Source organism: Bryocella sp. (assembly GCF_058498515.1).
Genome location: NZ_JBMHYI010000008.1, coordinates 106,429 through 128,413, shown reverse-complemented (window position 1 = coordinate 128,413; position 21,985 = coordinate 106,429). Strand labels below are relative to the sequence as shown.

At 62.4% G+C, this 21,985-nt stretch carries 16 protein-coding genes and 1 pseudogene; 10 read left to right on the top strand and 7 right to left on the bottom strand.

The window, feature by feature from the left end; translation table 11 throughout:
* The 3 genes and pseudogenes from AC5E6W_RS02530 to AC5E6W_RS02520 form a co-directional block, all read left to right on the top strand.
* A pseudogene (locus tag AC5E6W_RS02530) lies at positions 1-289 on the top strand (hypothetical protein); the annotation flags it as partial.
* Between the two features lie 201 nt (positions 290-490).
* Complete coding sequence (locus AC5E6W_RS02525) at positions 491-1,006, top strand: Hsp20/alpha crystallin family protein (protein WP_491750681.1); 516 nt, start codon at positions 491-493, stop codon at positions 1,004-1,006.
* 65 nt (positions 1,007-1,071) lie between these two features.
* Positions 1,072-1,689 (top strand): phosphate-starvation-inducible PsiE family protein, encoded by a 618-nt coding sequence (locus AC5E6W_RS02520; protein ID WP_491750680.1) that lies wholly within the window; start codon positions 1,072-1,074, stop codon positions 1,687-1,689.
* Positions 1,690-1,936: 247 nt separating this feature from the next.
* On the opposite strand, the gene AC5E6W_RS02515 is transcribed toward AC5E6W_RS02520, so the two are convergent.
* The 4 genes from AC5E6W_RS02515 to AC5E6W_RS02500 form a co-directional block, all read right to left on the bottom strand.
* Positions 1,937-2,509 carry an NUDIX domain-containing protein gene (locus AC5E6W_RS02515; RefSeq protein WP_491750679.1) on the bottom strand — a complete coding sequence of 191 codons (573 nt, stop codon included), beginning with the start codon at positions 2,507-2,509 and terminating at the stop codon, positions 1,937-1,939.
* A gap of 59 nt (positions 2,510-2,568) precedes the next feature.
* Positions 2,569-4,338 carry a malto-oligosyltrehalose trehalohydrolase gene (treZ, locus tag AC5E6W_RS02510; protein ID WP_491750678.1) on the bottom strand — a complete coding sequence of 590 codons (1,770 nt, stop codon included), beginning with the start codon at positions 4,336-4,338 and terminating at the stop codon, positions 2,569-2,571.
* A gap of 44 nt (positions 4,339-4,382) precedes the next feature.
* Positions 4,383-7,034, bottom strand: coding sequence for a malto-oligosyltrehalose synthase (gene treY, locus AC5E6W_RS02505; protein ID WP_491750677.1), 2,652 nt, complete (start codon positions 7,032-7,034; stop codon positions 4,383-4,385).
* A gap of 213 nt (positions 7,035-7,247) precedes the next feature.
* Positions 7,248-9,140 (bottom strand): glycoside hydrolase family 15 protein, encoded by a 1,893-nt coding sequence (locus AC5E6W_RS02500; protein WP_491750676.1) that lies wholly within the window; start codon positions 9,138-9,140, stop codon positions 7,248-7,250.
* Between the two features lie 174 nt (positions 9,141-9,314).
* On the opposite strand from AC5E6W_RS02500, the gene AC5E6W_RS02495 reads away from it, so the two are divergent.
* The gene (locus AC5E6W_RS02495; RefSeq protein ID WP_491750675.1) at positions 9,315-11,393 is read left to right on the top strand and encodes an alpha-1,4-glucan--maltose-1-phosphate maltosyltransferase; all 2,079 of its coding nucleotides are present in this window, start codon (positions 9,315-9,317) and stop codon (positions 11,391-11,393) included.
* A gap of 1 nt (position 11,394) precedes the next feature.
* On the opposite strand, the gene AC5E6W_RS02490 is transcribed toward AC5E6W_RS02495, so the two are convergent.
* Both AC5E6W_RS02490 and AC5E6W_RS02485 read right to left on the bottom strand, forming a co-directional pair.
* On the bottom strand, positions 11,395-11,730 hold the full coding sequence (locus AC5E6W_RS02490; protein ID WP_491750674.1) for a hypothetical protein: 336 nt from the start codon (positions 11,728-11,730) through the stop codon (positions 11,395-11,397).
* A gap of 7 nt (positions 11,731-11,737) precedes the next feature.
* Positions 11,738-11,965: a DUF433 domain-containing protein gene (locus AC5E6W_RS02485; RefSeq protein ID WP_491750673.1), complete on the bottom strand. Its 228-nt coding sequence runs from the start codon at positions 11,963-11,965 to the stop codon at positions 11,738-11,740.
* Between the two features lie 108 nt (positions 11,966-12,073).
* On the opposite strand from AC5E6W_RS02485, the gene treS reads away from it, so the two are divergent.
* From treS to AC5E6W_RS02465, 4 genes are all read left to right on the top strand, one after another.
* Positions 12,074-15,484, top strand: coding sequence for a maltose alpha-D-glucosyltransferase (gene treS / locus AC5E6W_RS02480; RefSeq protein ID WP_491750672.1), 3,411 nt, complete (start codon positions 12,074-12,076; stop codon positions 15,482-15,484).
* Positions 15,485-15,494: 10 nt separating this feature from the next.
* Positions 15,495-16,724, top strand: coding sequence for a hypothetical protein (locus AC5E6W_RS02475; protein WP_491750671.1), 1,230 nt, complete (start codon positions 15,495-15,497; stop codon positions 16,722-16,724).
* A 73-nt stretch (positions 16,725-16,797) separates the two neighbouring features.
* The gene (locus AC5E6W_RS02470) at positions 16,798-17,556 is read left to right on the top strand and encodes a hypothetical protein (RefSeq protein ID WP_491750670.1); all 759 of its coding nucleotides are present in this window, start codon (positions 16,798-16,800) and stop codon (positions 17,554-17,556) included.
* A gap of 184 nt (positions 17,557-17,740) precedes the next feature.
* Positions 17,741-17,995, top strand: a complete 255-nt coding sequence (locus AC5E6W_RS02465) for an acyl carrier protein (RefSeq protein ID WP_491750669.1) — start codon at positions 17,741-17,743, stop codon at positions 17,993-17,995.
* A gap of 27 nt (positions 17,996-18,022) precedes the next feature.
* Here the strand turns inward: AC5E6W_RS02465 and AC5E6W_RS02460 are convergent, their stop codons facing one another.
* Positions 18,023-18,949 carry an MBL fold metallo-hydrolase gene (locus AC5E6W_RS02460; RefSeq protein ID WP_491750668.1) on the bottom strand — a complete coding sequence of 309 codons (927 nt, stop codon included), beginning with the start codon at positions 18,947-18,949 and terminating at the stop codon, positions 18,023-18,025.
* A 129-nt stretch (positions 18,950-19,078) separates the two neighbouring features.
* Between AC5E6W_RS02460 and AC5E6W_RS02455 the strand changes: the two genes are divergently transcribed.
* The gene (locus AC5E6W_RS02455) at positions 19,079-21,490 is read left to right on the top strand and encodes a xanthine dehydrogenase family protein molybdopterin-binding subunit (protein ID WP_491750667.1); all 2,412 of its coding nucleotides are present in this window, start codon (positions 19,079-19,081) and stop codon (positions 21,488-21,490) included.
* Entirely contained in the window at positions 21,491-21,970 is a 480-nt protein-coding gene (locus AC5E6W_RS02450) for a (2Fe-2S)-binding protein (protein WP_491750666.1), read from the top strand.
* Positions 21,971-21,985: the final 15 nt, after the last annotated feature.

The window sequence follows — 21,985 nt, the reverse complement described above, 5'->3', positions numbered from 1 at the left end:
GGGTCTGTTCTACGTCCCTTACTACGACCCGGTGGTCGTCTTCGCCCGTCCACGGCCCGGTTTTGTGGTCGGCACAGCTATCCGGTTTGGTCCGGCAGTGACGATCTCCGCCACGTTCGGGACATGGGGTTGGTGGACCGGCCCAGCGTTCTTCTGGCCCGCGCATACCATCGTCATCGGCGGACACCCTTGGGAGCGTGTCTGGGGAAACCGTGTGACGTACGTTCACCCCTACTCGCATCCCTGGGTCCGCCCGGTAGGACCGCGGGTTGAGGTGCACCACCGGTAAGTTACAAAAAAACTGCAATTTGTGACCGTGTAGGGCCTGCCGAGTATAGGCAGGCCCTTCTGCTATCGGCTCGTGAGCTTACTTCCAGATGTGAGCATACTGCAAGCATATTTCTTGCAACCGTTTTTTGCAGACTTGCGTCATAATGTGCGTGAGGAGGTTACCCTCACAGACCTTTGAGGAAGTTATAAGGAGAGTGCTATGACCACGATGACTCGCTTTGTTCCGTTCCGTTCGCCTCTGGATGGCGTTGCGGTACTCCAGAACCGTTTGAATTCCATCTTCAATGACTTCGCCAGCTCCAACGGCGAGTTGCAGAATGAAAGCCTGAGCGCCGGTAACTTCATCCCTCCAGTCGACGTTTACGAGGACGCGAACCGATTGGTGCTGAAACTGGAGGTGCCGGGGATTCCACAAGAGCAGCTGCAGATCAACTTGGAGAACCAAACCCTGACCGTCAAGGGCGAACGCAAGTTGGTGAAGGACGAAAAAGAAGAGAACTTCCACCGGATCGAGCGTCGCTACGGGAGCTTCGTTCGCAGCTTCACTCTGCCCTCTACGATCGAAACGGAGTCGGCTCAGGCCAATTATGAGAACGGCGTCCTGGCGATCACGTTCCCGAAGAAGGAAGCTGCCAAGCCGAAACAGTTGAAGATCGAGATCGGCTCAGGCTCCAAGCCGGCTCCGAAGCAGATGGAAGGCTCGCGCGCAGCCTGAAGCTGTAGGGCAGTATCACCTGGACCAATACACCTCAAAACCTTATACCGGGAGGGTGCGCCCCCTTGGAAGGCACCCTCCTGTGCGGTGGTACGGAAAGGAGCAGTACCAAGGGGGATGCCGTGAGAGTTTTCAACCTCGACTTACAAAGGCGCTGGGGAACTTTTTCGATCTACGAGAAGTTCGAACATCTGATTATCTCGCTGCTGACCGCCATCATTGCCGCCATCGTCGGCGCGGCGACCTGGCAGCTGATCCTTCATACCTTCGATCTGGTGCGGAGCCATTTGCTGGACCCTCGGGACTCTCAGGTCTTCCAGACCGTGTTTGGGATGGTCCTGACTGTCCTGATCGCGATGGAGTTCAAGCACTCCCTGCTAATCGTGCTCCATCAGCAGCGCGATATCGTACAGATCCGCTCGGTCGTCCTGATCGCGCTCCTCGCGATGGTTCGCAAGTTCATCATCCTCGACATTTACCAGACACAGCCCGCCGTGGTCTTTGCCTTGGCTGCGGCATCGCTGTCGCTGGGCATCGTGTTCTGGTTGGTGCGCAACGAGCATGCTCCCGAACAGCCTTCGGAGATGCGGAAGACTGAGGCTGATGCGGAAGCAGACACCCGTGCGACGACACCGTGTTCCGATGACTGCAAGCCGACTTCGGCCTTCGAGGCCGACCGGTAAATGGCAGCATCGACTTTCCTCTCGAACCCCAACCGTCTCAACACGAAGCGCTCCAACAGCCGGAGAAACCACCCGGCATTTGGCAGACTTTCCTTCCCCACTTTCTACAATGGAAGTAGGCCCTTTCCTCGCTTCATCTCCGCCACGCACATCAGCACACTCGAAACACGACCTCCAAAAACGAGGTCCGGAGCTAAAGTCTCTGTTTTGAGCATTTGCGAGAAATAGGGGGGGGGAGGGGGTACCCCTACCGGCCGCCGGCGCGCTTCCAAACGAGATAAACACCCCAGGCCGCCGCCGTGCAGTTATCCATCACCCGCCCATCGAGCAGCATCGCCTCGAACTCCTCGACGCGCACCCGATGCACCGTCATGTCGTCCTCTTCTTCATCGCGATCGGTCTCGCCCGGCTTGAGCCCTTCGGCCAGGTAGACATGATGGATCTGGTGCATCGCGCCGTAGGCGATCCATTGCTTCGCGATGGGCGTCATGCGCTCGGCGGTCATGCCCGTCTCTTCGCGCAGCTCACCGCGAGCCATCTCTTCGATGTCGACATCAGGATCTTCCCACCCGCCCTGCGGCAGCTCATAAAAGCTCGCCCCGACGGTGTAACGAAACTGATGCACGAGCCACACGTAGTCGCCGTCCGCTGCATGCTCGATGGGAATCACGATGCACGCCGGGTCCTTGTCGAGCACGCCATAGATGCCCCGCTGCCCATTGGCGCGCTCGATGACGTCCTCACGAACGCGCGACCACTTGTTGCGATAGATTTCGCGGCTGCTGATCGTCTTGATGGGCTTGATGCTTTCGTCCGCCACGCGGCCTCCGTGTCGAAGGGCTTCGACTCAGCGTCATTATCTCAGTCCGCACGACGTGGCTACTGCACCTCGCGATTGTCGAACTCCTCGTGGGAGCAGTGCAGAACCGCAAGCGTCATCGGCGGCAGCTCAATGTGCTTGTCATCCTGCGCGAGATCGAAGCGAGAGGCCATCAGCAGTCCCTCGTGCTGCATCAGGTCAAAGCTCTGCGGATCATGTCCGAGGTTCACAATCACGCGAATTTCATCGCGCTGCATCACCAGCGTGCGCCGCACATCGTCGGTGGAAACGCGCAGCCGCTGCATACTGCCGTCGTTCAAGGACACAGTACAGCGGCGAAGCTTGATGAGGGCCTTCACCCAGCCGAGCATGTCCGCATGCTTGCCTTCGTTGACTTCGTCCCAGTTCAGCTTCGAGTCTTCATAGGTCTTCTGGTCTTCAGGGTTCGGCACCTCGTCCCAGAACCCGAACGCGGAGAACTCCCGCTTGCGGCCTTCCGCAACGGCCTTGCGCATCTCCTCATCCTCATGGTCCGCGAAGTAGAGGAACGGCGTCGACGCCGCGAACTCCTCGCCCATGAAGAGCATCGGCACATACGGAGCCAGCAGCACGATGCCGATCGCGACCTTCGCTGCGTCAAAGCCGACAAGGTGCTCCAGCCGCTCGCCCAGCGCCCTGTTGCCCACCTGATCGTGGTTCTGGTCGAAGTGGATGAAGTGATGCGCGGCGAGTCCTTCCGCAGGCCGGCCATGCTTGCGCCGGCGGTACGCCGAGTACTGCCCGTCATACACATAGGCATGCTTTAGCGCCTTATGCAGGTCGCCCACCGTGCCGAAGTCCGAGTAGTACGCCCGCCCCGGCTCCTTGTCGTAGAGCAGCGTGAACAGCGCATGATGGAAGTCGTCGCTCCATTGCGAGTCCATGCCATAACCCTGCGCCTCACGCGGCCGCACGATACGCGGATCGTTGAGGTCGCTCTCGGCGATGAGATAGAACTCGCGACCCAGCGTGGCACCCAACCGCTCGACTTCGCTCGAGATCTGCTCGAGGAAGTGCACGGCGGAGAGATCGATGAACGCATGGACCGCATCGAGCCGCAGGCCATCGATATGGTAGTCACGCAGCCACATCAGCGCGTTGTCGACGAAGAAGCGCCGGACCTCATCGCTGCCCGCCTCGTCCAGGTTGACAGCATCGCCCCAAGGCGTCTTGCGGCGGTCAGTAAGATACGGACCAAACTTATTCGTATAGTTTCCCACCGGGCCGAAGTGGTTATACACCACATCCAGGATGACGCTCAGCCCACGCGCATGACACGCGTCCACGAAGCGCTTGAGGCCATCGGGACCACCGTAGGGCTCATGCGTGGCGAAGATCGAGACACCGTCGTATCCCCAGCCCTGCGAGCCTGCCCATGCCGCGACAGGCATCAGTTCGACATGCGTGACGCCGACCTCAGCGAGATAGTCGAGATGAGGGATCGCTCCGTCGAAGGTTCCTTCCTTCGAAAAGGTGCCGATATGCAGCTCGTAGATCACCGCGCCGGTCTTGGGCGCGCCACGCCACAGCTGATCGTGCCACTCGAAGAGGCTGTGGTCGTAGAGTTCGCTGAGACCATGGACGCCATCCGGCTGGCGCATGCTGCGCGGATCAGGGTACGCCGTCGGATCATCGTCCATGAGAAAAGCGTAGCGGTCGCCGCACTCGCACTCCGGCAGTTCGAGCTTCCACCATCCGCGCCCATTCGGGCCCTCCATCGCGAGGACACGGTCGCCCAGCTTCAGCGACATCTTCTGCGCTCGCGGCGCCCACACTCCAAAGCGATGCATGACTACTCCTTCTTGTCTCGTGGTACTGATTAGTACCGCCGTGGTTAGCTGCGCGTCAGCAAAGCGACGGGAAACTCCATCAGCAGCGCACTGAGCCCGATTTCGCGACTACCCTCAATCTCAAGCCTCTCTCCGGTGAGGCGATTGAGCCACGTGCCTTCGGGAAGCTTCACCCGCGTATCCGCCCATTCTCCTTCGCGTCGCAGGCTGAGCCGCTGGCCCACCGTGATGACATTGTTCCCTCGCGCATAGGCAAGGACGCACTCGGCGTGCTTGCCCGTAGCCTCGATGGGCTGATACGCCGCGTCCGCTCCGAACCAGTCACGCTGTTCGTTGCGCAGGCGCAACGCATGATGAACGGTCCAGAGCTTCGGCATACCGTCGTCCATCCGAGCCATCACGGCGCGCACGTCTAGGTCCTTCAACTCTGCGAGGAGCCTGCGCCGCAGATCGTAGTCCACGGGCCGGCGGTTATCAGGATCGACCAGCGAGAGGTCCCATAGCTCCCCACCCTGGTACAGGTCCGGAACACCCGGAGCGGTGTGCTTCACCAGCGTCTGCGTGAGCGAGTTGATACGGCCAGCCTCCAGGATCTTTGCGACGAACGATTCGATCTCCGCAACCCAACCAGAATCACCGAGCATCGCGTCGATGTACTCGCCCAGCGCGGTCTCGTATTCCGCGTTGTTGGAGACCCAGCTGGTGCGCACCTTGGCCTCGCGCATTGCCTTCAGCATGTATTCGCGCAGCCGCTCCTTCGTGATCGGCCACGCGCCAATCACGGTCTGATAAAGGAACCACTCCGTGCTCGTATCGATTATGTCCCCACGCTTGAGCGGACGACCTCGCTCGCTCCATCGGCTGGCTACCGAAGCAAAGTCATGCGGGATCTCGCTGAGCACCGCCAGCCGCGCCCGCACGTCATCGGAGCGCTTGGTGTCGTGCGTGCTCAGCGTCGTCATGGTGTACGGCGAACTCGCGAGCACCCTCCGCTGATACTCGTGGAAGGTCTCCATTGCGAAGCCACCGCAGTCAGGATCGCCGCCCACCTCGTTCATGGCGGTGAGGCGATTGAAGCAGTAGAACGCTGTATCCTCGACCCCCTTGGCCATCACCGGGCTCGTGAACTGCTGGAAGCGCTGCACGAACTCCGTTTCATCCTTGCCCGGAGCCTTTAGCGTGAGCACGTCGCGCATGAAGTCGAAGAGCAGACCATCAATGTCCGAGCGATTCGTCTTCGCCGACTCGCAGGCCCGCGCAATGCGTCTCCGGTCTTCGTCGTTGATCTCGCTGCGATCGGGCACCACATAGGTGCGATAGACGGAGAAGCACGCCGCAACCTCGCGAATCGCACGGCGAATCTCCGCGCGCGTGAAGTCGCGCTCCTCACGGTGGCTCTCGCAGATGTTGACAAAGAGAGTAGCGAGGCGATTTACATCGCTGCCCAGCGCTTCCTGCGTTACGGCGATCTTCTTATCGTGCGCGACCGTGGGGAACGGTGTTGCATCGCCGGTGAACTCGGAACAGAGCTCACCGAGCCGCTTCACCCCATCACGATCGACGAGCACACCCAGCACGACGTTGAGGAAGTCGTAACCGCTGGTGCCCTCGATGGGCCAGTCGCGCAGCCACTCGCCGGGCTCGAGGATCTTCTCCCCGACGATCCACGCTTCGGGCGCGCGGTCACGCAGGCGCTGGAAGTACTGCAGCGGATCACGCAGGCCATCGGGATGATCGACGCGCACTCCATCCAGCAGCCCGCTCTTCAGCCACTTCAGGATCAGCGCATGGGTCTCCTCGAAGACGAACTCGCGCTCCACGCGCAGGCCGATGAGTGTGTTCACATCGAAGAAGCGGCGATACACGAGCTGCTGATCCGCTGTCTTCCAATACGCAAGACGATAGTGCTGCTGCGTGAGGAAAGAGTCGAGCGCATCCGGATCGCTGTTGAGCTCGCGCAGGGCACGGTCCACCGAGTCGCAGACTCCCTGTTCTTCATTGCACAACCGGTCGAGAAGGCCCTGCAGCACGTTCTTGTCACGATGCCGCGCCAGCACCGTGCGGCGATCGTTGATGTCGGTCGAAGGCAGACGGCCATAGCTTGCGCCGACAAAGTTCAAGGTATCGCTGCGCGCATACTCTGCGGCCCGCGAGAGTATCGTCGACAGGCTCTCCGGTGCGATCGGGAACGTCTGATCCGCTGCCTCCACAACGAAGGTGCTGCCTGCGCGTTTGACCACGATGCCGCCTGCAGAAAGCACCCGACCATACTGATCCGGCAGGATCGGCACCAGCACCTTCTCGCGCAGGCGCTCCTCGTTGGGGTTCCAGTCAATATCGAAGAAGCCCGCATAGCGGCTATTCATGCCGTTCTCCAGCACATCCCACCAGTAGCGGTTCTGTGGGGCGAGGCTCATGTGGTTGGGCACGATGTCCAGCACCTGGCCAAGGCCCACCTCGCCCAGACACTCGGAAAAACGTGTGTGCCCCTCGAGGCCGCCAAGCTCCTCGTTCACCTTGCGATGATCCACCACGTCATAGCCGTGCATGCTGCCCGGCGCAGCCTGAAGATACGGCGAGCTGTAGACGTGCGAGACGCCCAGCTCCTTGAGGTAGTCGGCAATGCTGCCGGCGTCCTCAAACGTAAATCCCTTGTGAAGCTGCAGCCGGTAGGTCGAAGCTGGAATACGCTTCATGCGATCACGATCTCCATGGGCTGCGTCGCACGTGCGACTCGTTGTCAAGCATCCGGTTGACGTATAGCGCCAGCGCGGCAAAGCCCACACCTTCGCAAGGGCACTCCACGGCGCGCCGGACTTCCACTCTTGTCACCCAGATAGAGTCGCGAAGTGCGGTTTGAGGTTGCACTCGCTCTGGGATCCGCGATGCGACGAGTGCAACATGGAACGCTAACTTGTTGGCCCGGTATAGGGTTCCGGGGTCGACTGCCCCGAAAGCGCAAAGGCAGCGTGAGCCAGTGCGATATGCGACAACGCCTGGGGAAAATTGCCCAGCATGCGGCGCGCGACGGGATCGTACTCCTCACTTAGCAAACCGACATCATTCGATAACAGGAGAAGCCGCTCAAACAGTACACGCGCTTCCTCCTGGCGGCCGATGAGATACAGCGCCACCACCAGCCAAAAGCTACAGGCCAGGAACGTTCCCTCCCCGCCGCTGAGGCCATCCTTCGTCTTCGCGGTATCGTAACGCTGCACGAGACCGTCGCGCATGAGTTGTTTCTGGATCGCATCGACCGTGCCGATGATGCGCGGGTCATCCTGAGGAAGGAAGCCGACGATCACCAGACGAAGGCACGACGCGTCGAGAGCATCCGAACCGTAAGCCTGCGTGAAGGAATTGAGCTTTTTGCTGAAGCCCTTTTTGCAGATCTCCTTGTGCAGCATGTCGCGGTTCTTGCGCCAGCGCTTCACGTCTCCGGCGCCGTCGAAGCGCTCGTAGTGCTTGATGGCGCGATCCAGCGCGACCCAGGCCATCACCTTGCTGTAGACAAAGTGCTGCCGCTTGCCACGGACCTCCCAGATGCCATCGTCGGGCTCGGTCCAGACCTGGCATAGATGATCGACGAGCGAGGCCTGCAACGCAACCGATGACGTGCGCAGATCATCGCTCGCCTCGGGCATGCGGCTCAATGCGACCGCGACTTCTCCGAAGACATCGAGCTGAAATTGTTCGCTGGCGGCGTTGCCGATCCGCACGGGCCGCGACTCTCCGTAGCCGCGCAGCCAGGCCGCATCCCACTCCACCAGCTTGCGCTCACCGTTGATGCCGTAGAGCGTCTGCAGCTGGTCGGGCGCGCCGGCGATAGCCCGCAGCAGCCACAACCGCCATTGCGTGGCCTCCTCCACATAGCCCGCGCGCAGCAACACCAGTAACGTAAAGGCTGTGTCGCGCAGCCAGCAGTAGCGATAATCCCAGTTGCGCTCGCCACCCAAACGCTCCGGGAGGCTCGTCGTCACCGCGGCGACGATGCCACCCGTCGGTCGATACGTAAGCGCCTTCAGCAGAATCAAACTGCGATCGACAGCCTCTTTGTACGGCCCCTTGTACTGGTTCACCGCGGCCCACTGCGTCCAATAGGCTTCGGTATCGCTCAGCGCGTGGTCGAGGTGGATGGCGCGCGGCACCTCGGCGATCGAGGGGGCATAGGTCATAGTGAAGCAGACCTGATGGCCTTCCGTCAGCGTGAAGTCGCTCACGGTCGTCATGGCTTCCCCGTGCAGCTCGGCGAAAGGGCCTCCGTGGCACGTCGTGCGCAGCACCACCATGTTGGGCCCGGCCACCGCGATCAGCTCGTGATCATGCATCGTCACCCACGGGATCGTGAGCCCGTAGTCGAAGCGGAGCACAAAGTCCATATGCATCTCGACCTTGCCACGCACGCCGTGCACCATGCGCACCACGTCGGAGTATTCCCCGCGCGGCGGCATGAAGTCGACCAGGCACACCTCGCCTTCCTCGGTGACGAAAGTCGTCTCGAGGATCATCGTATTGGGGCGATAGCGGCGGCGCGTCTCGAGGATCTTCGCCTTCGGGCGGATCCTCCAGAAGCCATTCTCCGCGGTCCCCAGCAGGGCGGCGAAGCAGGCCCCCGAGGCGAAGGACGGCCAGCACAGCCAATCGAGCGAGCCCTCCCGGCTGACCAGCGCCGCTGTCTCGCAATCGCCGATCACGGCGTAGTCTTCGATCGGCGCGCCGTGCAGCGGCGCCTGTTTTTCCTTACGGAACCACTCCGGCAATGGGCCCTCCCCGGGCGTGCATCCAACGTTCATGTCCTTCATGCAGCCGAGGCGCAGGAGGGGTATAAGGGTTGGAGTGCGCTGATCCCGACGTTCGGCGATATGCCGCCCGTTCGGAATCTCTCTTGCTTCGATGCTGCTGGGGCGTGGGCCGCCGCACGATGGCCATCGCGATCGCGTGATGTGAATCCAAAGACTTGAGAGTTTGACAAGACCATGAAACCGATTGAAGGCCGCCGTCGCGTCATCATTGAGGAAATCCAGCCCCAGGTCGATGGCGGGCGGTATCCGGCCAAGCGCACCGTCGGCGATTCCGTCACCGTCACGGCCGCCATCTTCTCCGATGGCCACGATCACGTCGCCGGCCGCCTACTTTACACCCACGCCTCCGACGGCACCTGGAGTTCCGCGCGGTTTACGCCGCTGAACAACGACCTGTGGGCTGCAACCTTTCCGGTCGATCGCATCGGCACGTGGCGCTTTAAGATCGAGGCGTGGGTCGACCACTTCGACACCTGGTCAAGCGACCTGACCAAGCGGCTCGCCGCGCAGCCGGATCCCGACAAGCTCTCGCCGAACACAGTTCCGCAGGAGATTCCGCTCGCCCTGCGCATGGGCGCGGGACAGCTCGATGCCGCCGCCGATCGCGCGCGCGGGGACGATGCCGCGACGCTCAAGGCCGCCGCCGCGGAACTCCGCGCGCTGGCCGATCAGGATCTGCCGTACTACGCTACCTATCCCGTCAGCGACGAGATCATCGCCCTCGCCGACTCGTATCCCGATCTCCGCTTTGCCGCGCGCTCCGACCGCGAGCTGGAGCTTTGGGTGGACCGCCAGCGCGCCCGCTACTCCAGCTGGTACGAGCTCTTTCCACGGTCGGCCGCCAACGTCGAGGGAGTTCACGGCACGTTCAAGGACGTCGAGAAGCGCCTGCCCGCCATCGCCGCGATGGGCTTTCACGTTCTGTACATGCCGCCCATCCATCCCATAGGGCGCGGCTTCCGCAAAGGCCGCAACAACGCGGTGACCGCGCTGGATGGAGACGTCGGCAGCCCTTGGGCCATCGGCGCGGCGGAGGGCGGCCACACCGCGCTGCTGCCCGAGCTCGGCACCTTCGAGGACTTCGCCTCGCTGGTGAAGGCTGCCGAGTCGCATGGCATGGAGCTTGCGCTGGACATTGCGTTCCAGTGCGCGCCGGAGCACCCGTGGGTGAAGGAACATCCCGACTGGTTCATCATCCGGCCGGATGGCTCAATCCAGTATGCGGAGAACCCGCCTAAGAAGTATCAGGACATCTATCCGCTCAACTTCGAGTCCGCGGACTGGCGCAATTTGTGGGACGCCCTCTACGGCGTCTTCAAGTTCTGGACCGAGCGCGGTGTGCGCGTCTTCCGCGTGGACAATCCGCACACCAAGGCGCTGCCGTTCTGGGAGTGGTGCCTTGCTGAGGTGCGCAAATCCGCGCCCGACGCCCTGTTCCTCGCCGAAGCGTTCACTCGCCCGCACGTGATGTACTCGCTGGCCAAGGGCGGCTACACGCAGGGCTATACCTACTTCACCTGGCGCACGGGGAAGGCGGAGCTCGAGGCTTATTTCACCGAGATCAATAACGCCCCGGTCGCCGACTTCTTCCGGCCCAACGTTTGGCCCAACACGCCGGACATTCTTCACGCGCAGTTTCAGGTGGAAGACCTCGCAGAACGTCGTGCGATCTTTCAGCAACGTGTGATCCTTGCTGCCACCCTGAGCGGGAACTATGGCATCTACGGCCCGGCATACGAGCTGCTCGAAGGCCGCGCCGCGCCACCGTCGCCGGGTAAGACCGGCAGCGAGGAGTACCTCGACAGCGAGAAGTATCAGCTGCGGACGTGGGACCTCGATGCCGCCTACTCCATCGCTCCACTGATCACGCGGCTCAACGCCATCCGCGAGACGAACCCCGCGCTGCAGGCTAACGCCAACACTCGTTTCCACTCCGTGCCCAACGACCAGCTGATTGTGTACTCGAAGTCCACGACGCCGGAGCTGCCAAGCGACCAGATTGGCCCCAAGGGACAGGCCGCTCTGGCCGAGGCCGCCAAGGCCAACACCATCCTGACCGTCGTGAACCTCGATCCGAAGAACACCCAGTCGGGGATAGTGAACCTCTGGATGCCGTCCCTGGGCCTGCCGTGGGAGGATTCGTTCGAGGTGGAAGACCTGCTGACTGGAGCGCGCTATCGCTGGAACGGGCAGTACAACTACGTCAGCCTGAGCCCGGCGCTGCCGGCGCATGTGTTTCGGATTGTGAGGTAGTTCAGCGGCGTCGAAGCAACGGAATTTCGATCTCGCGGTACGTGCCGGGTACCGTTGCGTCGACGGCGTCAAGAATCTGGCCACCCGCAGCCCGCACCGCCGGCCACTGCGAAGTTGTAAGGACGAGGAGCGCAATGGTTCTCCCCGCCAGGTTTTGCTGCGAGGGAATTCTTCGATCGTTTGTCAGCAACAGCTTGTATCCAGCATCTTCGGCTGCCCGCAGAAGCTCACCGTTTGTAAGCTCATCCCAGCCTTCGCGGCGGGCTTCCACTACCTCGTGCCCCAACAGCAAAGCTGCCAGTCCGCGTGGAATTCCATTGTCGAACAAGATGCGCATCGGGTCGTCAGGCTGCGCTTTGCTCGAGTGACGATGCGACGAATTCAAGAATGCCGTCGATCTCGTCGCGGGTCACCGGAAACTGCTCGATAATCTCATCGACGGTCAGCCCGGCTTCGAGGTTTTCGAAGATGACTTTGACCGGGGTCCGCGTGCCGCGCAGCACCCATGCGCCACCGACCTTATCGGGGATGCTTTCGACTGCCGCGCACTGTGACCAATCCAGTGGTTTCATCCGCGTCTCCCAAGCTTAAGCCGCTGGTCGAAAGTATACCCGCCAACCATCGCCAGCCGCCCGCTCTGCATCCAACCTGCACAGAGTCACTTGAGGTACGCCCGTTCGATGATTCGCAAGCAGCCAGCCAGCACGACCGATCCCCTCTGGTACAAGGACGCGATCATCTACGAGCTGCACGTGAAGGCCTTCGCGGACTCGAACGCGGATGGCATCGGCGACTTCCAGGGCCTCATCTCGAAGCTCGACTACCTGCAGAACCTCGGAGTGACGTGCCTCTGGATCCTCCCGTTCTTCCCTTCGCCGCTGCGGGACGACGGCTACGACATCTCCGACTACGTCAGCGTCAATCCCAGCTATGGGACGATCGACGACTTCCAGGAGTTCCTGGACGCCGCCCATGCGCGCGACATGCAGGTGATGATCGAGCTGGTCATCAATCACACCAGCGACCAGCACCCGTGGTTCCAGCGCGCCCGCCGCGCGCCCAAGGGCTCGCCCGAGCGCGCGATGTATGTCTGGTCCGATACCGACAAGCTCTTTGAAGGCGTCCGCATCATCTTCACCGACACGGAGAAGTCCAACTGGACCTGGGATGAGGTCGCGCAGCAGTACTACTGGCACCGCTTCTTCTCGCACCAGCCGGACCTGAACTTCGACAATCCCGCAGTGATGGAAGAAGTCCTGAAGGCGATGCGCTTCTGGCTGGATATGGGCGTCGATGGCCTGCGCCTCGACGCGATTCCGTATCTGATCGAGCGCGACGGCACCAGCTGCGAGAACGTCCCCGAGACTCACGTTCTCATCAAGAAGATCCGCTCTGTGCTCGACGCGGAGTACGAGAACCGTCTCATTCTCGCCGAAGCCAACATGTGGCCCGCGGATGTGAGGCCGTACTTCGGCGATGGTGATGAGTGCCACATGGCCTTCCATTTTCCGCTGATGCCGCGCATCTACATGGCGCTGCGCCAGGAAGACCGCCTTCCTATCACCGACATCATGGCGCAGACGCCCGCGATCCCCGCCAACTGCCAATGGGGCCTGTTCCTGCGCAATCATGACGAGCTCACGCTGGAGATGGTGACCGACGACGAGCGCGACTATATGTACCTCGCGTACTCGGCTGACCCGCGCATGCGCATCAACGTGGGTATTCGTCGCCGCCTCGCGCCGCTGCTCGATAACAACCGCCGCCGCATCGAGCTGCTGAACTCGCTGCTGTTCAGCTTCCCGGGCACGCCGATCCTGTATTACGGCGACGAGATCGGCATGGGCGACAACATCTATCTCGGCGATCGCAACGGCGTGCGCACGCCCATGCAATGGAACTCGGATCGCAACGCCGGCTTCTCCAAAGCCGTTCCCGCGGCGCTCTATTTTCCGGTGATCATGGATCCCATCTGGGGCTACCAGGCGATCAACGTCGAGGCGCAGGAGAGCGATGCTTCGAGCCTGCTGCACTGGACGCGCAACATGATCGCGCTGCGTAAGCTATTCCAGGTATTCGGCCGCGGCACGCTCGAGTTCCTGCATCCCGACAATCGCAAGATCCTCGCGTACATCCGGGAGTACAAGCCCGAGAACAGCTATTCCGATGACGTCCAGTCGCAGACCGTGTTGTGCGTCGCGAACCTCTCGCGCTTTGCGCAACCGGTGCAGCTGGATCTCTCGCGCTACGCGGGCCGTGTGCCGGTGGAGATGCTGGGCTACGTGCCCTTCCCGATGATAGACAACACTCCGTATGCGCTAACGCTCGCTCCTTACAGCTTCTTCTGGCTGGAGTTGCAGCAGCCCGTGCCGACGATGTACACCACCTCGCCAACGCAACCGACTCCGACAGCAGCTACAGAAAACATCGATGCTGGAATCGCTTCCGCTCCATCGTCCGTTGCAGAAACTCCGGGAGCCATGAACACCCTTGGCGACATCGCAGGGCCACAGGGTGTGCAAACGATCGAAGCTGCACTGCCTGCGTTTTTCGCTCGGCAACGCTGGTTCGGCGCGAAGTCGCGCACCATTGCCAGCGCACGCATCGCGTGGACGACACCGGTGCCGCAGAGCTCCGGGGTGCTCGCAGGCATCGAGGTGGAGTTCGACGATGGCGGCGATAGCGAGGTCTATCAGCTTCCGCTTGCGACAGCTTCCGGCGATGAGGCCGCGGCTATTCGTGCGGAGGCGACGAAGTCCATCCTCACCGCGCTCGAAGCCGGCGGAGAGACCAAGATCGTCTACGACGCCACGGCAAACGAAGAGTTCCGCCATGCGCTCAAGGAGATGATTTGCGCAGCGCATGAGGTCGCAGCGGCGGGCAATCTGGCGCAGATGGGGAGCAGTGCCGCGGCGTATTCGCTGATCGCCGCGCACTCCACAGCGCTGAAGGATGTTGACCTGAACATCGATTCCCGCGTCGGCTCGGCGGAGCAATCGAACACCAGCATTCTTTTCGGTGATCGCGCGATCCTCAAGCTCTTCCGTCGGCTACGCGCGGGCGAGAACCCCGACGTGGAGATCACGCGCTTCCTCACCGAAGTCGCGCACTTCCCGCACATCGCCGCCTACTACGGCGATCTCCATCTCGCCTCCGACGCAACGACGATTGCCTTCCTGCAGGCCTTCGCCAAAAATCAAGGCGATGGCTGGCAGTGGATGCAGGGCGAGTTGGCCAGCTTCTTCGCGAAGGTCAAAGAACACCCCGCGCCCTCGAAGCTACAACACGTGGACCCGCTCGCCGCCTTCGCAGCGCCTGCCGCACTCGCATCATCGGCGGCAACGAGCCTCGAGGCCGCAGCCGCGCTCGGCCGCATCAGTGCTGAGCTTCATCGCGCCCTTGCGACGCCCACCGCCGACGCAGCCTTCCAGGCAGAGCCATACGATGCGTCCGCACTGAAGCGAGAGCACATACGGGTCGCGGCGCAGATCACGCGCACGCTGGATGCACTCACAGAGAGCGCGAGCAGCCTCAGCGGGGATGAAGCCGAGCAGGTGCAGCGGCTGATCGCGCAGCGCAGCGAGTTTCTCGCACAGATTGAGCGCCTCGGCGGTGAGGTGTCGAGCTTCGGCCAGCGCATCCGTGTGCACGGCGACTATCACTTGGGTCAGACCCTGCGCACCGAGGACGGCTTCCTCCTCGTCGACTTCGAAGGCGAGCCAGCGCGTTCGCTCGAGGAGCGCCGCGAGAAGCAGTCGCCGCTGAAGGACGTCGCAGGCATGCTGCGCAGCTTCAGCTATGCGGCCTACGCGGCGCAGACCGTTGCGATCCAGGGACAGCCAGTCGAGATCGAGACAAACGTCAGCGCTTGGGCAGCTCTGTGGGAGGCCGCCGCGTGCTCGGCATTCCTCGAAGCCTACCGGTCCGTGCTCGCCGACACCGCCCTTCTTCCCGCGCCGGTACAGCAGGATGCACTTCTTCGTGCGCTGCTGCTCGAAAAGGCGTCTTATGAACTGATGTACGAACTCAACAACCGACCCGCGTGGCTGGCTCTTCCGCTGCGAGGCCTGTTGGCGCTGAGCTCGCGCTGAGAGACGACCCATGGCGACCTCGACCTCTCCCATCATCGACACGACCGACGTGACCAGCGCTCCTGCTGGAAGCGCCTCCGCGGAGTCGCCGTCGCTCCTCGTGTGGCTCGCCGCCCAGCCCAATGATGTGGCGGCACTGACCGTCAGCGCTCTCGAAGCAGCATTCGCCGGCACGTCCATCGTTGTCGTCTCGCCCGATCCCGCGCCCGCGCCGCTGCCGCCCGGAATGCGCTGGAGCGCGCCGCGCAGCGTCACCCCCAGAACCGGCTGGGTGCTGACTGCCTCCGACTATGCCGAGGCCGCCTATGCCGCACGCGAATACCGCGCGCCCTACGTGCTGCTGCTGGGCGCCCATGGCGCCTGGGCCACGCCCGGGACCTTGCGAGCACTCGCCGACACGACCGGCGATCGCCCTGTCGACCTCGTCACGCCGCGTCCTCCAGCCAGTGAGGAGCAGGGCCTGGTGAACGCAGCGCTTCTCTATCCGCTGACCCGCGCACTCTTCGCGGCGGACGTGCACTACCCTCTGCCGACGGATGCGCTCGTCTCGCTCCGTCTCCTCGAACGGCTCGAGAGCGCAGCGCATCGCGCAGCCAGTGCGGCCAACGACGCCATGTTGTGGCCAGTGAGCGAGGCCGCCGTCGCGGGTTGTCACGTGCGCGAAGCCACACTGGAGGGCTACACGCTCCCGCACCCGCCGGAGGACGCCTTCAACGAACTCTTCACCGCCGTGGCCGCCTCGCTCTTCGCCGACATCGAAGCCAAGGCCAGCTACTGGCAGCGCGCCCGCATCTCCGCGCCTGGCGCGGCCACCTCATGGCAGCCTCCCACTACGAGCGCGATCGAGGTCTCTCCCGATGTACGCGAACTGGTCGACAACTTCCGCCTCGCCTACAAGAGCCTGCAGGATCTCTGGTCGCTGATCCTCCCACCGCAGACGCTGCTGGCGCTCAAGCGGTTGTCGCTCGCTCCGGCAGAGAGCTTCGCGCTCACTCCTGCAGTATGGGCACGCATCGTGTATGACTTTGCGCTGGCCTACCGCCTTCGCACCATCAACCGCGGCCATCTGCTGGGCGCGCTCACGCCGTTGTACATGGCCTGGGTGGCGTCGCACGCCCGCGCTGCCGAGGCCGACCCCGCAGCCGGTACACGCCTCATGACCGAGACCGTACAGGCCTTCGAACTCGAGCGCTCCTACGTCGTCTCGCGCTGGCGGTGGCCGGATCGCTTCAACCCTTAAGCTTTACCGGATCTAGCTTTAGCCGATTGCGGGGCGTCCTTCGACGCAGCGAATCGGAAAGAGAGGAACCTTCATGGGACAGCAAATCAGCTCCGCGCTCCGCCAGTCGATGCATCGCGTCGTGCTGGTGCTGGCCAACTTTCTGCCGGGCATCGTCGCGTTCCTGCTGGCGGTGTTTTTCTTCACGCTGCTGGGCTGGGGACTGAGCGTGCTGCTGCGCCGCCTCCTGGTCGCGCTGCGGTTCGACGAACGGCTGGCCTCCCGGCAGCCAAACAACACAACCGCCTCGGTCGCGGACTGGTCGCCCTCGCACTCCCCCACGCTGCTGGCGGCGCGCTCGGTCTTCTGGGGATGCGTGCTGATCGGCGTCGCCGTAGGTCTGTCGGCCTTCGATGCCTCCTACTCCGCCAACTCCACCATCTCCATCTTCCTTCTGCCGTATGTCACGCACATCACGGGCGCCGTGCTCATCGTGCTGGCAGGATCGATCCTGGCGCGGTTCCTCGCCCGCTCGGTCCTCATCGGCGCAGTGAATGCGCAGATGCAGTACGCTCGTTTCCTCTCGCTGGGCGTGAAGTGGCTGGTCCTGGTGCTGGCCGGGGCGATGGCGCTGGACCACCTGCAGGTCGGCGGGCACATCGTGGAGCTCGCCTTCGGCATCTTATTTGGAGGCATCGTGCTGACGCTGGCCCTTGCTATCGGCCTGGGGTCGCGCGACCTTGTAAGCCGGTCCATCGAGCGCAATATCGACCGCCCGTTCGTCGCAAAACCGGGTGAGCCGCAGCCGCTCCCAGAGACAGAAGCCCCGAGGCCGAAGCTCCGGCACTTCTGACCTCAATCTTGTTTTCGCCCCGGCCTTTTCACACGGACTGGAGCGTGCTACAGTCGAGCGCCTGAAGAAAGCCGGGCTCGCAGGAATCGAGGCATCACATGGAACCCTGGCTGGAGAACCTCTGCCTGATTAACAAGAAGATAGAGCCGGCGCCGACGCTCGCTATAATCCCCTCTGAGGATTCATGCAGCAGCAAGCCATCTACGATCAGCTCACGACCATCCTTCGCGACCTCTTCGACGACGAAAACCTCGTCGCCACCCCGACACTAACGGCCGCCGAGGTTCCCGAGTGGGACTCGTTCAACCACATCAACCTGATCGTCGCCGTGGAGACGAAGTTCGGTGTGAAGTTCCACACCGCCGAGCTGGAGTCCATCCACAACATCGGCCACCTCGCCGAGTTGATTCAGACCAAGCTGGCCGCCAAAGGCAAGTAGCCACGAGCGCGAGGCGCACAGCCGCTCCTACTGCCATACGTGCGGCAATGAGCCCGCCGGCTTCCCTGCCCTGATCTCCGAGTACTCGATCTGGATATCCTGCGTCATATCATCACGGATCCAGTTCGCGTCCTCCTGCGGGAGCTTGAGCGCCTTTGTGGCCTGCTCGATGGTCAGCCCTCGACGCACATCCTCTGCGCAGGCCACACGGAGATCCCGCAGGAACCGCGCCTGGCCCTCCATCATCTCCACGCCGCCGGGCTGACCGTGGCCCGGCAGGACAAGTTTCGGTTGTAGCGCTTCGGCCTTCGCGATCACGCGCGGCCAGTTGGCGAGGTCCGCGTCCCACAGCTTGTTGCGTGGGCCATTCACTACCGCATCGCCCGTGCAGAGGATGTGTTCCCTCGGTAGCCACACGTAACCGTCTCCGCGCGTGTGCCCCCAGCCGAGGTAGAGGAAGTCCACCTCTCGCGTGCCGTCCTTGAGCACAAACTTCCCGCCGCGAAACGTCTGCTTCGGCCGCTCAACATCGTCGTACGGCAGGTCGCGCATGTCGTCCCGTTTAGGCTTGGCCGTACGCCAACGTTCGGGCTCATAGCGATTCATCTCCTCGCGCACGCCCGCCGTAGCGAGCGTGATGACGCCGGCCTTCGTCCACAGGGCGTTACCGTACGCGTGATCTCCATGATGGTGCGTCATGAAAGCGTACTTGATCGGCTTGGACGAAAGCTTCGGGATCTCCTGCAACAGCTCGTCGACGCGGCCGGGATAGCTTCCATCCACCACAATCAGATAGTGCTGCATCTCGATGACGACGGTGTTCGCATAGCCCTTGTGCGGGTCGCCTTCAAGAAACCAAACGCCCGGCGCGACCTGCTTCGGCGGAGTGAACTCCGCGCGCATCGAGCCAAAACACAGGGCCATCAATACCAGCAAAACCCACAGTCTGCGCATCGTTCGCCTCCTCGCATTTTTCACCTGGCGCCATCCAATCATGGGCCAGTCTCATACTGACCATAGCGCCGCGGTCCTGTTTCGTACTATTCTCATCGGATACTCGAATCCACACGGCGAGTGAATCTGATGCCTGACACATCCAGCCTTATCGGCGCTTCTCCCCTCCGCAAGGAGGGCCGCGCGAAGGTGCTCGGTGCTGCGCAGTACATCGACGATATCGAGCTGCCCGGCATGTGGCACGGAGCCACCGTGCGCAGCACCATCGCGCGCGGTCGCATCCGTTCCATCACCTTCACCGATGCGGTCAACTGGAGCGAATACGCTATCGTTCGCGCCTCCGATATCCCCGGCGAGAACGTCATCGTTCATCTCACCAAGGATCATCCGTGTCTCGCCGACGGCGCGGTGAATCATGCCGAAGAGCCCATCCTGCTCCTCGCGCATCCCAGCAAGATCGCGCTGCTCAAGGCAAAGGAAGCGATCCGGATCGAGTACGATCCTCTGCCCGGCGTCTTCACCATTGAGGAGAGCGAAGCCGCAGTCGCGAACGGCGACGCCGAACGCATCATCTGGGAGCCATCCGAAGCTGCGGGTTCCGCGGCCTACGGAACCCTCAACTGCTTTCGCCAGTATCAGCTCTACTCTGGCGACGCGAAAGAGACTGAAGAAGGTCTCGCGAGAGCCTTTGAGGAAGCAGCCTTCATCGTCGACGGCGAGTACTCGACCGGCGCGCAGGAGCAGCTTTACATCGAGAACAATGGCGTCATCGCCGAGTGCTTTCGCGATGACGCCGGCAACATCGAAAGCCTGTGCGTGCAAGGCTCCATGCAGTGCCCGTACTACCTCGTGCACGCACTCACGCTCGTGTTCAACCTTTCCGAAGACAAGTGCCGCGTCATTCAGGTGGAGACCGGCGGAGCCTTCGGCGGCAAGGAAGACTTCCCCTCCGTCATCGGCTCGCACGCCGCGCTGCTCGCAATGAAGTGCGGTCATCCCGTAAAGATCATCTACGACCGCGCCGAAGACATGGCCGCAACCACCAAGCGTCATCCCTCGCGCACGCGGCATCGCACCGCGGTCTCGAAGGACGGGATCCTGCTCGGCGGCGAGATCGAAGTCGCGCTCGATGGTGGCGCTTACGCAACGCTCTCACCGACAGTTCTTTCTCGCGCGACATTGCACGCTCCTGGCCCCTATCGCTGGCCCTTCCTGCGCGTTCGCTCGAAGGCCATGGCCACCAACATCCCACCACACGGCGCCTTCCGCGGCTTCGGTGCGCCACAGGCGCTTTTCGGCATCGAGCGCCACATGGACCGCGTCGCGAAGGCCGTCGGCATCACTCCAGAAGAACTGCGCCGCCGAAACTTCTTGCGCCAGGGCGATGTCACCGTCACCGGCCAGAAGCTCCATGAGCCCTTCGACATGGATGCCATGCTCACGCGCGTGCTCAACGAGCATGGCTACCACGAGAAGCTGCAGCGCTTCGCCGAAGAGAACCGCACGTCGCCCATCAAGCGTGGCGTAGGCTTCGCCTGCTTCCTGCACGGCGCAGGCTTCACCGGCTCAGGCGAGCGCCGGCTCAACTCCGAGGTGGTCCTGCGCGTCGATCCCGTAACGGCGGATGCCCCCGCTCGCGTTGCCGTGTTGGTCTCGTCTACTGAGTTCGGGCAAGGCACGAACACCATCCTGAGCCAGGTCGCCGCACACACCCTTGGCATCGACTACGACGATGTCTATCTCGCCAAGATTGACACCAGCATCGTGCCCAACTCCGGCCCCACCGTCGCGAGCCGTACAGCAATGATCGTCGGCAAGCTCGTAGAGCGCGCCTCGAACAAGCTCCTCGACACGCTTCGTACCTATGCTGCGCTGCCCGAAACGCATGACCGCGCTACTTTCTTCGAAGCCATCGCACGTTACTTCGCAGAGCACGAGACGCTCCGCACCTCCGTGCGCTACGAACCCCAAGCTCCCGTCTTCTGGGACGATGTGCTCTATCGCGGCGAAGCCTACCCCGGCTTCGCATGGGCTGTGTATGTCGCCGAAGTCGCGGTCGACATGAACACCTACATGGCCACCTGCGTCCGCTTCGATGCGCTGCAGGAGGTCGGTCGCGTACTTCATCCGGTGCTCGCGAAAGGCCAGATCGAAGGCGGTGTGGCGCAAGGCATCGGCTACGCGCTGTACGAGAAGTGCGTCTACCAGGATGGTCATCTGCGCAACAACCAGATGACGAACTACATCATGCCCACGAGCGCGGACCTTCCAGAGATCCACGTGCACTTCGAAGAAGTCCCCAGCGTGCATGGCCCCGGCGGCGCCAAGGGCATCGGCGAGCTGCCCATGGACGGCCCCGGACCCGCGATCCTCAACGCGATCGAGAATGCAACCGGCGTCAGCTTCCATGCAATCCCCTTGCTGCCTGAGGACATCTTCGAGCGCTTCACGTCGCTTGGCCATCCGCATGGTGGCAGCGAAGACTTCGCACCCGAGGTCGATCTCGACACTGAAGTCGAAACCCCGGAGGTCACGGCCTAAATGTCAGTCGTTCAGCTAACAATCAACGGTGAAGCAAAGACTCTCGATCTCGCTCCGATGAAGCGCCTCCTCGATGTGTTGCGCGAAGATGCGCACCTGACCGGAACCAAGGAAGGCTGCGGCGAAGGCGAGTGCGGTGCCTGCGCCGTGCTGCTCAACGGCGAGCTCGTGAACAGCTGCCTCGTGCCCGCGCTGCAAGCCAACGGGGCTTCCATCTGCACCATCGAAGGCGTCGCGCACGAAAGCCATCTTCACCCTATTCAGCAATGCTTCTTCGAGAACGGCGGAGCGCAGTGCGGCATCTGCACCCCGGGCATGATCCTCGCCACGCATCACCTGCTCGACAAGTATCCGAATCCAACGATGGAGCAGATTCAGGAGGGCCTGGCCGGAAACCTCTGCCGCTGCACCGGCTACATGCGCATCTTCGAATCGGTAAAGAAAGCCGCAAACGCGTTGTCCCTGAGCCCTACACCCTAATCCTGGCCCCTGTTC